Here is a 13,340-nt window from a genome sequence, read left to right on the forward strand (position 1 = left end):
GGGGCGCGGGACGCCCTGACGCTGCGCCGATCGATCAGCGGCGGCGCTGCGGCGCGCGGCGCGGGCCGGCCGGTCCGCGCGACTCGAGATGGCGGAACACGATGCGGCCCTTGGTCAGGTCGTAGGGCGAGAGCTCCAGCGTGACGCGGTCGCCCATCAGGATGCGGATGTGGTTCTTCTTCATGCGGCCGGCCGTATAGGCGATCATCTTGTGGCCGTTTTCCAGCTCGACGCGAAAACGCAGTTCGGGCAGCACTTCGGACACGAGGCCGTTCATTTCGATCAGTTCTTCTTTTGCCATGCGGGTTCTCCTGGTGTGGCGCCGGCAGGCGCCGGGCGTCGTGGATGCGGGGGATCGTTGGGGCCCGGCATGCAACGCCAGGAGAGGGATGAAAAAAAAGCCCGCATCCTGCGGGCTTCGTTTCAAAGCATTACCGATTTATCGCCGCTCCCGCCCATGCTATCTGCGTGGTGCCGGAGCTATGGACGCCCGCGCTATCTGCGCGGTGCGTCCGCTGTACAGGCTGACTGACATACCGAAAACACGTCCCCCGGAAAGTCGCGCACTGCACAGGCGCGGTCACGGATCGGAGAACTGTCGAACAGGCGTTGCCTGATCGAGCGGCCGAGTATAACAGCATTTTTGTGCGGCGCACAAAATAATGTTCGTACTGTCTCAATGCGGCATCGGCTCTTCGCTGTCGTCGCGGCCGGCAGTGAAACGTTCGGTGGCGGTCGACGCATCGTCGTCGAGGCGGGAGTCGAGTGCTGCTTCGGGGGGATCGAGCATGTCGGCCAGCATGGCCTGCAGTTCCGGCGTGTCCCAGTCCTTGCCGGCGCGCTGCCGGCAGTGGATGTAGTGCTGGATCTCGCTATGCTGTTCGGCGGTCAATGGCAGGCCGTGGAACGTGGTGCCCGGGGTCGCTTCGCGCATGCTGCCTCCTGTTCCCTGCCGATGTGGCCGGATATTCCGACTATACGCCGCCCGGCGCCATGCGGCGCGCGCTTCACGCCGCGGCGCCCGGCCCGCTCATCCGGTCCAGCATCTGCAGCGAGGCGCGTTCGCTCATCACCAGCACCAGCTTCAGCCGTGCACGCGTCATGCCCACAAAGAGTTTGCGCAACGCGCGTTCGTCCAGTTCCTCGAAATCGATCTCGGTGAAGATCAGCGCCGGCGCCGACTGGCCCTTGAAGCGGTATACCGATTCCGCCAGCAAGCCCCCTTCGCGAAACACCGGGTTGCCGAACAAATCGTAGGCGCCGGTGAACGAGCGCAGCGTGTGCGCGTCGCTCAGGCGGTCCAGGCGCAGGATGGCCGATTTCTCGCGTCCGCGAAATGCGCAGATCGCGATGTCCTGGCGTCCGAAACCGGCCGCGAGGCAGGAAGTCACGGCGCGCCGCGTCTGCGCCAGCATCGCTTCCTCGTCCCCTTCCGGATACGTCAGCTCCTCGATGTCGGCGCCCTTGAACGGACTGCCCGCCTCCACCGGCTGGCGCGCGGCGCCGAGCGCCGTCAGCATATCGACGATCTGGCGCGGGCTGCGGTAGTTGGTGTGCGAATGCAGGGTGACCCAGCCCGGCAACGGCACCATCGCGCGGCCGTACAGGTTCTGGTCCGGGTCTTCCATCCAGATCGCGCGCCCGCCCGGCTTGAGCATGCGCAGCACGATGTCGCGCCAGGCCACCGAGAAGTCCTGGCCTTCATCGACGATCACCACGTCGAACTGCCAGGTCTCGGGCAGCTCGGCGTCCGTCATCGAATGCTCGATGCGGTCCCAGACGTCGGCCGCGCCGTAGTCGGGCGTGACGTCCTGCGCGCGCAGCCAGGCGTCGGACAGCATGTGGAAGGTGGCCACCCGCCCGCCGGCCGGCACCAGCCGTTCGATATGGTCGGCCAGCGGCCGGTTGAAGCACACGTAGAGCGGACGCAGGCCAGCGTCGAGCGCGGCCGTGTATTCGGCCAGCGCCAGCTGGGTCTTGCCGCTGCCGGCGGTGCCGATCACGTGCAGGCGGAACGGAGAAAACTCCAGCCGCCGCGCCCATGTCGCCAGGCCGCCCGACAGCCGCGTCACCATGTTCACCGCGTTGCCGATCATGGCGCTGGGGTCGGGGCGCAGGTTCAGCGTGTCGCCCAAAAAGCGCGTGACCTTGTCGAAGTCGTCGGTGCGGTCCGTAACCGGCAGCGACTCGCGGATCACGCGCGCCAGCTTGGGCTTGTTGGTGGCGTCGATGATGTGGTCGGGGTCGATCCCCGCCAGCTGCTGGTCGCGCACGATGTAGTCGGGGCAGTACAGCAGGTAGTCGACCGACAGCGTGCCGTGGTAGCGCCTGGTCAGGCCCTCGATGGTGGTCAGGATCTGGCTGCGGATCTTGCGCGGCTTGCCCTGGTAGCTTTTCACCAGGCCTTCCGGGGTCTCGTTGAGGAATCCCGCGACCTGCTCGATCACCAGCATGCGGCCGTTCGGGGCGAGCACGATGAAGTCGACGTCGCCATATACGGAGTAGCCCTGCTCGACATTGGTCCAGTGCACGCCGTGGTAGATCACATAGGGGGTGTCGGCCAGGCGCTGCTCGAGGTCGCTCAGGGTTTCGATCTCGCGCGCAGCGGCGCCGGTGACGGCCATCTCGCGCCAGCCGGCAGGTTGGATAAGGGCCATGGTGTCCGCAAGCGTTAGTAAGGTGGAAACTATTGTAAGTCTGTTTCCATGATAGTCACACACCGTTGTCGGGGGAACGCACTATTGGCGGGGAAAGCTGGGGAATCGTTGCCGAAGTGAAAAACTTATTGTCGCTTGGCGGCAATCCGGTGCACACTTTCGGCATCACGCTCAGCGTAAGGTTTCTCGTGCTTCCACTTCCTGTCATGTCGGCATTGATCCATGCAGCGCGGCGCTGGCTGCCCTTATGCCTGCTCGCGTTTGCGCTGTGCGCTGCCCAGTCGGCGCACGCAGGCACCACCTATCGTTTCGGTGGTCCCAAGGTCGATAATTGCAAACAGGACAAGAAAGTCTATACCTGTACCGCGTTTCCCCTGACCGCATGGGATGACGCGATGATCATCGAAAACGGTTACACCGTCGATTTCACGATCAGCGTCACATTCGGCTACAACCATAGCCTGACGATGTCGGGCAATGCGCGCCTGACCAGCAGCGGCGATCTCCATATCGGGGACATCCGGCCCAGCGGCACGCTGATCTCGGGCGGCTCCTTCCAGGCCGGCGGCAAGTTCACGATCGGCAACCAGAACCAGAAAATCACCGCCGACATCACCGCCGGCTCGATGCAACTGGGCAGCGGCTCGCAGCTCGAGATCACCGGCGTCATCAACGCGAGCGGGCCGGTGGCCATCGCTTCGCATGCCAGGATCAACGGGCCCATCACCGGCTCCGACATCACGACCAGTTCGCCGGTGGTCCTCAACGGCAAGATCGACGCAAAGAACGGCAGGTTCACCCTGGCGTCGGGCAGCACCGTCAATGGCGACGTCACGGCGCTGGTGGCCGACCTGCTGGCTTCCAACAGCGTCGTGACCGGCAAGGTGACGGCAACGCAGACGCTGACGCTCGGCTCATCCGTGACCGTGAACGGCAACGTCGATACCGGTGTGCTGACCCTGCAAAGCTCGGAAGCCATCATCAAGGGGACGGCCATCGTCGACCGCGCCGACCTGTTCTGGCATGGCCGTGTTGCCGAGCTTATCGAGTGCCGCAAGGGCGCCACGGTGAGCGACTGCAGTTGCGTCAATAACCAGAGCGGCTATCCGTTCAATTCGACGCTCGGGCCCAAGTGCGGGCAGGTGCGGCCGCCCGAACCCAGTCCGCTGAATCACTTCCGCATCGAGCACGACGGCGAGGGACGCACCTGCGCCCCAGAGACTGTGACGATCAAGGCCTGCGCCAATGCGAACTGCACCGAATATTACAAGGGCGGCGCGCAAGTGACGCTGCTGCCGGGCGGACCGACCGTCAATACGGGCAGCACCGGCGTCGTCTCGGCGCAGCTGTCCAACAACAAACCCGGTGACGTGTCCCTGGCGCTGACGCAAAATGGAAGCAAGCCGACGTTTTCATGCTTCATTGGCGCGACATCCAGTTGCACGATGAAGTTCAGCAGCGGCGTCAGCTTCGAGATCGTGGCTCCCGACCACCGGGCCGGTGAAAGCGCCGGAGCGACCATCCGTGCGCGTGAGCTGGATCCGGCCACCGGCCAGTGCGCCGCGGCCTTCCGGGGCGAAACCAAGTCCATCGCGTACAGCTGCCGGCATATGACGAAAAGCAGCGACCAGCAGGGACTGAGCGTGACCGGTGTCCTTACCAAGGCCAGTGCCACACTGCGCTGCGACACCGGCGGCGCCGGCGCGGTCAGCACCAAATTCGACGCCACCGGCAAGGCAGATCTGACGCTGAACTACAAGGATGCCGGCACATTGAATCTCAAGGCCGAATTCGAGGACGCCAGTGGCGAGGATCCCTTCACCGTCGCGCCCTCTGCCTTCCTCTTCTCCGACCTGCCGACGACGTTCGTGCGCGCCGGCGACACGTTCGGGCTGACGGTCAAGGCCGTGAACGTCGCGGGCGACGTGACGCCCAGCTTCGACAAGACGCTCCTGGGAAGCGGCGCCACGAACACTGCCTTGTCGGTGGCCTGCGTTGCAAAAGGAGCGGAGGGCAAACTCGCTGCCGCCGGGGTGGAATTCAACAAGGGCATCGCCAGCGCTTCGCTGTCGTGGTCGGAGGTGGGTTCCATGGACGTGAAAGCGAAGCTGGACAAGTTTCTCGGCAGTGGAATCGACGTCGAGGGCACCACCGCCGGCAATGGCAACGGCTGCCTGGCGAAGGTCGGTCCATTCATTCCCAAGTATTTCCAGGTCGACGGCCCGATCGCCGCGCCCGGCGCGGCGCGCGCCTTTTATTATGCGGGCGAGCCGATCCCCGTGACGGTCACCGCGATGAACGCCCATGGCGGCGTCACCACGAACTATTCCACCGCGAACAGCCTGAGCGCCGCCGTCACACTGACGGCCTTCGACACGCCGCAAGGCACGGAGAACCCCGGCAGCGGCGTCCTGAAAGCGACGGCCGTGCCCGCAAGCGCATTCAGCGCCGGCATGGCCTCGGCCAGGCCGGAATACTGGCCGGCCGGCGCCACGCCAATCGCGGTGAAAGGCCTCGTGCTGCGGGCCGCCAGCAGCTCCGGCGTAGCGCCGGTGACGTCCGCCGACGGCAAGGGAACGTACGAAAAGGCGCGCCCGGATGTCCACAGCGGCCGCCTTCGCATCGGCAATGCTTTCGGCCGTGCCGGGGACACGGTGGGGATGCCGGTCGAAGCGCACTACTGGACCGGCAAGAGCTGGCTGTTCAACCAGACCGACAATGCCACCGTCATTCCGGCCGGCGCCTTCGCGCAACTACCGTACGCGAAGGGCGGCGGGGCCGGCGGTCCGCAGGTCGTGCCGGTCGGGAAGGATCTCAAAATCGAAGGCGGCCGGGCAACGCTGGAGCGGACCGGAGACAAGGCTGGCTGGATCGACGTGGCGCTCAATCTCGGTGTGGACAAGAAGGTCCTGGCCTGCGGGAATGCGAGCTATCCAGACAGCACCGGCGCGCAACTGGCCTACCTGCGCCTGCCCGCAGGTTGCCGCGACCCTTCGGCACGGGCGGTATTCGGCGAACAGTCGCCCGAGAACCGCCGCATCATCCACATGCGCGAGGTGTTCAATTGAGGCCCCAGGCCGGCTTCACGATGGTCGAGCTGATCACCGTGATCGTGCTGATCGGCGTGCTGGCGGCGATCGGCATTCCGCGGCTGATGGGCGGGAACGACATCAGCGCCGTGGTGTTCGCCGAGCAGGTGACGAGCGGACTACGGCTGGCGCAGAAGGCGGCGGTGGCGCGCCGCCGCACCGTCTGCGTCGGTGCTGCTGCTTCGGCGATCACCATCCGCATCCGTACCGACGTCGGCAACGGCACATGCGGCGATGTCCGTATCGACGGCATCACGGACGACCTGTATGTAAGCAAGGATGCCGGCATCGTCATCGACGGCATGCCGTCCACCCTGCGCTTCCAGCCGGACGGCGCGATTACCGGCGACGACGGCCAGCAGATCGGGCGGCTGGAAGTCCGCATCAAGTCGGACGACGTCGTCCACCGTACCATCCGTCTTGAAGGAAGCACCGGCAATGTTGATTAAGCGCATGAGCGGCGTGACGCTGGTCGAACTGATCGTCGCAATCGTCATCGTCGGCACGGCGCTGGCCGGGCTCGTCGCGGTGTACAACCGCGTCAACACCGCCTCGGCCGATCCCCTGCTGACCCAGCAAAAGCTGGCCATCGCCGAATCCATGATGGAAGAAGTCATGCAAAAGCCTTTCGCCGTGGGAGGGCCGGCCACGAACGACCGTCGCTTCTTCGATGACGTCCGGGATTACAACAACTACGGTCCCGCCGCCATCAGCAACGTCAATGGCGATGCGGTGCAGGGCCTGGAGCGCTACCGTGTCGCCGTCACGGTCGCGTCGCCCGGCGCGCAAGGCGTGCCGCCCATCCAGGGCATTCCGCAAGGCGAGGCGCTGCGCATCCGGGTGGCCGTCACCGTTGCCGGCGACCAGCCCGATCCCGTTCCCGTCATCCTGACCGGCTGGAGGACCCAGCCATGAACCGGATCGGTAGCGCCAATCGACGCCATTCCGGCTTCACGCTGGTCGAGCTGATCGTCGTGATCGTCCTGGTCGGCATTATCGGCGGCGTGCTGGCCCTGCAGCTCGCCCCGGCGATCCGCAGCTACCTGCTGGTGAGCCAGCGCGCCAACCTGACCAGCCAGGCCGACACCGCCCTGCGCCGGATCGTGACCGATGTGCGCAGCGCCGTGCCCAATTCATTGCGCCTGAACTCGTCCGTATCCCTGGACCTGGTGCCGACCCGCGACGGCGGCCGCTATCGCGCCGGCCCCGACATCGACAAGCCCGGCGACACCAGGCATATCAACGAGGCCGAGCCAGGCAAGGTCTTCGATGTGCTGACGCCGTTCAAGAACACACCGCGGCCCGGCGACGCGATCGTGATCGGCAACCGCAGTCCGGCCGACGTGTACGGCCAGTCGAACGTTGCCGTCGTCAATCAGGTAACGGCGCTGGCCAACGGGACCGGCCTCAATCGCATCGAGCTGAACGGCGATATCCAGGTTCCGCCAGGCTACGACGGCGGTCGTTTCGTGGTCGTGCCGGACGGCCAGCGCGTCGTGACCTACCTGTGCGATACGCCGGGCCGCGACGAGGCCACAGGCAGCGGCACCGGGCGGCTGCTGCGCATCGCCCGCAACGACTTCGGCGCGCCGCCTCTGCTCGCTGCACCGGACGGTGCGGCGGTCGTCGCCACCCGGGTCGAAGCCTGCGCCTTCGTGTTCTATGCGAACCAGGGCGCAACCCAGGACAGCGGCTATATCCAGCTGCAACTGACCCTGACCGACAAAGGCGAGTCGGTTCCGCTCACGATCGGCGCCTACGTGGACAACCAGCCATGAACCACATCGTCTTTCCTCGCCGGCAATCCGGTTTCGCCTACATCGCGGCGGTCGTCCTGCTGGTGGTGGTCGCGGGCCTTTCGGTGGCGCTGCTGCGCCTGACGGATGTTCAGCAAACGACCGTCAACCAGGCCGTGCTGGCAGCGCGCGCCGGCCTCGCGGCCCGCGCCGGCATCGAATGGGCATTTCACCGGCCAGCCGATCGTTGCACCGACACTCCGCAAGCGCAGCCGCACCACCTGGCGGATTTCCGCAGCGAGTCCGGATTCCTGGTCAGCGTCAGATGTACCTTCCGCACCTACAACGAAGGTGAAACGCCCGGCACTGCAGGCACGGCCCTCAAGAAACGCATCTACCGGATCGAGGCGGTCGCGTGCAATGGAAGCGGTACGGAGTGCCCGGACAACGGCAGCGTGCCGCGACCTGACTATGTCGAGCGCTCGCGGGTCGCAACGATGTGCATGATGAATGCCAACGACTTTTGCACCTGAAGTTTGTTATTCATTCGTAGATAATCGTTTCAGTTTCGATGGAATGATCTTTTTGCGATAACACTGCATGATGGATCCCTGTCATTTACCAGGAGAATCCCATGCAAGAATCCACGCACGCCCGCGTCGCCATCAACTACGCCAGCAATACCGAGGAAGCCGAGCGCACCGTCGCCGCCCTGCGCGCTGCCGGCCACACGGCCATCGCGGTGCAGGCCGACGTCGCGCTGCCCGACCAGGTGCGCTCGCTGTTCGACACCGTCGAGCGCGAGCTGGGCAAGGTCGACGTCCTGGTCAACAATGCCGGCATCCTCAAGACCGCGCCGCTGGCCGACACCTCCGACGAGCTGTTCGCGCGCACCTTCGCCATCAATGTGCAAGGCAGCTTCAACACCATGCGCGAAGCGGCCACCCGCCTGAACGAAGGCGGCAGCATCGTCAACTTTTCGACCAGCGTGGTCGGCCTCAAGCCGCCCGGCTATGCGATCTACGGCGCGAGCAAGGCGGCCGTCGAGACGATGAGCCAGATCTTCGCCAAGGAGCTGCGCGGCCGCCGCATTCGTGTCAACGTGGTGGCGCCGGGCCCGGTGGCGACCGAGCTGTTCTTCGACGGGAAGACGCCCGAGCAGATCGCCCATTTCGCCGGGCTGCCGCCGCTGGAGCGCCTGGGCGAGCCGGAGGATATTGCAAGCGTCGTCGCCTTCCTGGCCGGTCCCGACGCCGGCTGGGTCAACGGCCAGGTCTTGCGCGCCAACGGCGGCGTGGTCTAGCCAACGCCGGAGGATTGGGCAAGTCTTGCGGAGCATCGTACCCGGCAAATAAGGTGTAATAGGCGCACGAATCCCAACCGCCAAGAGACCGACAATGCAAGCGATCCGTGACCTCGCCGACCTGATTGCCCGCCATGCGCCTGACGAAGGCATGCACCGCAGCCAGGTGCCGGGCATGTGGCTGATCCGCAGCGACCGCACCACCGAACCGCTGCACGTGGTGCATGCGCCGGCGGTCTGCATCATCGCCCAGGGAGCCAAGCTGGTGTCGCTGGCCGGCAGCGATTTCCATTACGACCCGGCCAAGTTCCTGGTGGTGTCGGTCGACCTGCCGGTGACCGGTTGCGTCACCCAGGCCAGCGAGGAAGAACCCTATCTGTGCCTGCGGGTCGACCTCGATCCGCACATGCTGGCCGCGCTCGACCTCGAACTGCCGGGGCGGCCCACCTCGCGTGCGCGCGGCACGGCGTCGTCGCGCGGCCTGTTCCTGAGCGAGACCACGCCCGGCCTGGCCGACGTCGCGGCGCGCCTGGTGCGCCTGCTCGAGAACCCGGACGACATCCCGGTGCTGGCCCCGCTGCTGCTGAAGGAGCTGCACTATCGGCTGCTCACCGGAGAACACGCCGACGTGGTGCGCCACATCGCGCGCGGCGAAGGCCGCATGGCCCAGGTCACGCGCGCGATCTGCTGGATCAAGGACAACTTCAACCGCCCGCTGAGCGTGGAGCGCCTGGCCGGCGACGTGGGCATGAGCTCATCGACCCTGCACGAGCACTTCAAGTCGGTGACCTCGATGAGTCCCCTGCAATACCAGAAGCAGCTGCGCCTGCAGGAAGCGCGACGCCTGATGCTCACCGGCGCCAAGGACGCGGCGCGCGCCGGCCATGCGGTCGGCTACGAGAGCAGCTCGCAGTTCTCGCGCGAGTACGCGCGCTTCTTCGGCCTGTCGCCGGGGCGCGACTCGACGCGGCTGCGCCAGTCGCAGGGTGGCGCCAGCCTGCTGCAGGCGATGCGCTAGGCAGCGACCGGCGCGCCGCAGACCTGCTCCAGGATTCGCTGCGCGCTGAGCTCCTGGATCAGCAGCGCGCCGCCGTTTGCCTTGATCAGGCTGGCCGCCAGCGCGCCATCGTTGCCCGCTAGTCCGATCGGGGTCGATGCCGCCGGATCGAAGCGCTGCACCGAATGCACGTCGTCCACCAGCAGGCCGACCGTGGTGGCGCCGTGGCGCACCAGGATCACCTGCCCGTCCGCGCGCGGCGCATGTGCTCGGCCGAAGACCAGGCGCGCCAGGTCGAACACCCATACGAAACCTGGTCGCCTTGCCTGGCCAGCGTGCTGCCCAAGCTCGGCCTCGACGTCCAGCATGCCGATGCGCGCGCCGTCCGTCGGTGGCGTGCGCTTGACCCGTGAGAACGGCAGCGCCTCGATCACGGCCGCGGCGTCCAGCGCCATCAGGGCGCCGGCTACCTGGAACAGCGCATAGTCGCGTCCATGCTCGTGCTCCGAGCGGACGCGTTCGGCGCCGGCCAGTGCCGCCAGCTCGGCGTCCTCGCGCACCGGCCCGAAGGACTGCAGCAGCACCGACAGCACCGGTTCCTCGCGGCTGGCGCCGGCGCGGAATTCGCGGTAGCCCCCGGCGCGCGCGCAGGCCGCCACGCAGTAGTGGCCGGCATGCTCCACGATACGGCGCGCGGCGCCGTTCCGCCCCGCCGCGTCCAGCAATGAACGATCGAGCGCCAGCTGCGTCCCCGCCGGCTGGTCCGGGTCGGTGCCGCACAGCACGCGGCCGTCGGGGCTGACCAGGAAGGCCTGCATGTCGGCGCGACCGGCGACGCCGCTGTCCAGCATATTGCGCAGCTCTACCCCGCTGTCGAACACGATGCCGATGCCGCCAACCACCGCCGCTTCGCGCTCCGGATGGCGGATCGCCGCGTGATAGACGAAGGTCGGCCGGCCGTCGTGCAGCGCCGATGCGCCGAACGGCTCGGCATGGTGGTCCATCTCGCTGCGCAGGCCGCACACGGCGCCCAGGGTATCGCTGGCGACGTGGCTGCCCAGTACCTCCTGCGAGCCGGTGGCGGCCACGATGCGGCCGCTGCGGTCGTACACGAACAGGCGGCTGTAGACCGTGTACAGGCTGTTGATGTGGCGTAGCAGCGCGCCGATCGCCTCGGCCTGTTGCGGGTCGTCGCCGTCGGCCAGCGCCTGGCGCAGCTGGCCGGCCAGGGCCCACCAGCGGCAGTCATTGGCGCGCTCGTACAGGCTGCGGTCGAGCATGTCGACCAGCAGCTGGGCGGTGGCGCCGGCCTCCTGCAGGCTCGACGCCAGCACGGTCTGGTACAGGCCCTGGATCGACTGCGAGAATGCTGCGTCGCTACGCTCGCCCGTCTCGGTGATCTGGTCGAGTACCGGATCCAGGCGGCCGTTGCCAATGCCTGCAGCGGCGCCGCTGCTGGTCACCTTGCCGTTCCAGACGATGCGCTTGATCGCCTGGGTGGCGCCGAGCACCGACGACATCAGCGCATGCAGCGCCGGACTGAAGGTGTGGGCGTGCGACAGCAGTCCCTGCAGCATGCGCGGCACCAGTTGCGCCGCCGCGTCCGGGTGCGCGCCGCGGAAGGCCAGCTCGAGCGGCACCATCACTTGCGTCTTCCAGCCGGGTGGGCCGGGATAGCCCTGGTAGCCCTGCGAGATGCTGGTGGCGACCAGGTATTCGCGGCCGGCGAACAGGCACGGAGCCGGGTCGCCATCGAGGTTGACCGGCACCCGCACGCCGGGTGCGATCCACAGCGGATCGAGACTCTTGACGACGCGGTCGCCGGCATCGAGCAGCAGCATATTGGCGCGCCGGTCGGCGCCGCCATAGGCCTTGAAGATCGCGTCCAGCTCGTGTTCGAAAGAAAAACTCAGGCACAGCACCCCGAGGATGGCGCCGCTGTCGGGATCGCGCATGGCCTGCGAATACAGCAGTGCATGCGGCGCACCGGGACGCAGGTCGCTGGCGCGGAAGGTTTCGACATAGCCCGGGGCCGCCAGGGTGGCCGCCACCAGCGGGTCGCAGCTAGCCGCCAGCGTGGCGCCGGCATCGGCGCGCAACAGCACCGCGCCATCCGGCGCCAGCAGCACGATGTCGTCGTACACGGTGTACTTGTCGCGATAGGCCTCCAGGCGCCGGCGCGCCGCCTCGCGGTCCGGCGCCTCACCGGCGGCCAGGCGCGCCAGGAAGCGGCACAGGTCGAGGTCGGCTGCCAGGAAGCCCACGTCGGCGGTGCGTTCGAACAGGTTGCGCACCAGCAGGTCGAGTGCATACTGGGCGCGCGTGGCGGCCTCGCGCATCACCTGACGCACTTTTTCGGTCACCATATTGGCGACCAGGTCGCGCTCCAGCTGCACCAGGCCGGTGCGCGTGGCCAGCACGGCCGGCAACAGCAGGCGCGCCTCGAGCGGGCAATTCATCTTCGCGGACGCCTCGATCAGGCGCCATGTCTGGTGCAGCTCATGCAGCGCCGCCTGGCGCTTCACGACATCCTGCATGTATGGCAGGAAGTTCTCCACCAGATCGATATCGGGTTCTTGGTTCATGGGAGGAAGGGGTAAAATCTACTTCCCGTTAAGCAAGACGCATGCCATTCGGTTTCGCTTGCGTCGTCCCATGGCCACCGCCTCCTATAATCGCGCCATGACCACTCTTTCCCGACTGCCCGCATGAGCTACCGCCTGGCGATCTTCGACTTCGACGGCACGCTGGCCGATTCCTGGCCCTTCTTCTTGAGCGTGTTCAACGATATCGCCGACCAGCATGGCTTTCGGCGCGTCGACGCCGAACAGGCCGAGCGGCTGCGCCACTACGGTCCGCGCGACGTCATGCGCCACGTCGGCATGCCGGCCTGGAAGCTGCCGTTCGCCTCGCGCTCCTTCATCGACCGCATGCGCGCCGTCACCGGTTCGGGCCGCATCCCGCTGTTCGACGGCATCGGCCCGACCCTGCACGCGCTCGACCGCGCCGGCGTGCGGCTGGCGGTGGTGTCCTCGAATGCCGAGGAAAACGTGCGCGCCGTGCTCGGGCCCGAGCTGGGGGCCCTGATGGGGCAGTACGAATGCGGGATGTCGATCTTCGGCAAGGCCGCGCGCATCCGCAAGGTGGTGCGGCTGGCGCACACGCCGCCCTCGCAGGCACTGTACGTGGGCGACCAGACCACGGACGCCGACGCCGCACGCCGCGCCGGCATCGGCTTCGGCGCGGTCAGCTGGGGCTATGCGCCGATCGAGATGCTGCGCCGGGTGGCGCCGGAGCGCGAATTCGGCGCGCCGGCCGACCTGCTGTCGCTGGCGCGGCGGTAGCGCCCCTCAGGCGCCTCAGCTGCCGAAGTCGGCCTAGCGCTCGACCGCCTTGCGTACCGCCGTGACGAGGCCGGCATAGCTGCCGGTTCGGCACAGGTTGTCGGGCGGCGCGCATGGGGCCGGGGTGCGCTCCGGATTGCACCCCTCGGCGCGTGGCGCTACCGGCGCGTTGCCGGAACGCGCAGTCAGGCTCTGGTCTTCATTCATGGACAGG

12 protein-coding genes and 1 pseudogene are annotated in these 13,340 nt (G+C 67.0%); 8 read left to right on the forward strand and 5 right to left on the reverse strand.

Translation table 11 applies throughout. The annotated features are described in order from the left end of the window. Positions 1-34: 34 nt before the first annotated feature. The 3 genes from infA to SOM61_RS12830 all read right to left on the reverse strand — a co-directional run bounded on the left by infA (position 35) and on the right by SOM61_RS12830 (position 2,657). Positions 35-301, reverse strand: a complete 267-nt coding sequence (gene infA, locus SOM61_RS12820; RefSeq protein ID WP_005664553.1) for a translation initiation factor IF-1 — start codon at positions 299-301, stop codon at positions 35-37. A gap of 375 nt (positions 302-676) precedes the next feature. Next, positions 677-934: a hypothetical protein gene (locus SOM61_RS12825; protein ID WP_320474458.1), complete on the reverse strand. Its 258-nt coding sequence runs from the start codon at positions 932-934 to the stop codon at positions 677-679. Positions 935-1,007: 73 nt separating this feature from the next. Continuing rightward, complete coding sequence (locus tag SOM61_RS12830) at positions 1,008-2,657, reverse strand: ATP-dependent helicase (protein ID WP_320474459.1); 1,650 nt, start codon at positions 2,655-2,657, stop codon at positions 1,008-1,010. Between the two features lie 116 nt (positions 2,658-2,773). Between SOM61_RS12830 and SOM61_RS12835 the strand changes: the two genes are divergently transcribed. The 7 genes and pseudogenes from SOM61_RS12835 to SOM61_RS12865 all read left to right on the forward strand — a co-directional run bounded on the left by SOM61_RS12835 (position 2,774) and on the right by SOM61_RS12865 (position 9,803). Next, on the forward strand, positions 2,774-5,725 hold the full coding sequence (locus SOM61_RS12835) for a polymer-forming cytoskeletal protein (RefSeq protein WP_320474460.1): 2,952 nt from the start codon (positions 2,774-2,776) through the stop codon (positions 5,723-5,725). Further along, entirely contained in the window at positions 5,722-6,195 is a 474-nt protein-coding gene (locus SOM61_RS12840) for a pilus assembly FimT family protein (protein WP_320474461.1), read from the forward strand. Before SOM61_RS12835 ends, SOM61_RS12840 begins: the two co-directional genes overlap by 4 nt. Continuing rightward, entirely contained in the window at positions 6,185-6,661 is a 477-nt protein-coding gene (locus tag SOM61_RS12845) for a prepilin-type N-terminal cleavage/methylation domain-containing protein (RefSeq protein ID WP_320474462.1), read from the forward strand. Before SOM61_RS12840 ends, SOM61_RS12845 begins: the two co-directional genes overlap by 11 nt. After that, complete coding sequence (locus tag SOM61_RS12850) at positions 6,658-7,524, forward strand: prepilin-type N-terminal cleavage/methylation domain-containing protein (RefSeq protein WP_320474463.1); 867 nt, start codon at positions 6,658-6,660, stop codon at positions 7,522-7,524. The genes SOM61_RS12845 and SOM61_RS12850 overlap by 4 nt, the downstream gene beginning before the upstream one ends. Next, positions 7,521-8,015: an MSHA biogenesis protein MshP gene (locus SOM61_RS12855; protein ID WP_320474464.1), complete on the forward strand. Its 495-nt coding sequence runs from the start codon at positions 7,521-7,523 to the stop codon at positions 8,013-8,015. Before SOM61_RS12850 ends, SOM61_RS12855 begins: the two co-directional genes overlap by 4 nt. Before the next feature lie 125 nt (positions 8,016-8,140). Next, positions 8,141-8,785, forward strand: a pseudogene (locus tag SOM61_RS12860) (SDR family oxidoreductase); the annotation flags it as partial. A 94-nt stretch (positions 8,786-8,879) separates the two neighbouring features. After that, a complete protein-coding gene (locus tag SOM61_RS12865) occupies positions 8,880-9,803 on the forward strand; it encodes an AraC family transcriptional regulator (RefSeq protein WP_320474466.1) in 924 nt (307 codons plus the stop codon). Here the strand turns inward: SOM61_RS12865 and SOM61_RS12870 are convergent. After that, the gene (locus SOM61_RS12870; RefSeq protein ID WP_320474467.1) at positions 9,800-12,367 is read right to left on the reverse strand and encodes a chemotaxis protein CheW; all 2,568 of its coding nucleotides are present in this window, start codon (positions 12,365-12,367) and stop codon (positions 9,800-9,802) included. The two genes, SOM61_RS12865 and SOM61_RS12870, sit on opposite strands and share 4 nt — an antisense overlap. Before the next feature lie 123 nt (positions 12,368-12,490). On the opposite strand from SOM61_RS12870, the gene SOM61_RS12875 reads away from it, so the two are divergent. Then, positions 12,491-13,126, forward strand: coding sequence for an HAD hydrolase-like protein (locus tag SOM61_RS12875; protein ID WP_320474468.1), 636 nt, complete (start codon positions 12,491-12,493; stop codon positions 13,124-13,126). Positions 13,127-13,159: 33 nt separating this feature from the next. Here the strand turns inward: SOM61_RS12875 and SOM61_RS12880 are convergent, their stop codons facing one another. Then, positions 13,160-13,333 (reverse strand): hypothetical protein, encoded by a 174-nt coding sequence (locus SOM61_RS12880; RefSeq protein WP_320474469.1) that lies wholly within the window; start codon positions 13,331-13,333, stop codon positions 13,160-13,162. Between the last annotated feature and the right edge of the window lie 7 nt (positions 13,334-13,340).

The organism is Massilia sp. CFBP9012 (assembly GCF_034045115.1).
Lineage (GTDB): Bacteria > Pseudomonadota > Gammaproteobacteria > Burkholderiales > Burkholderiaceae_D > Telluria.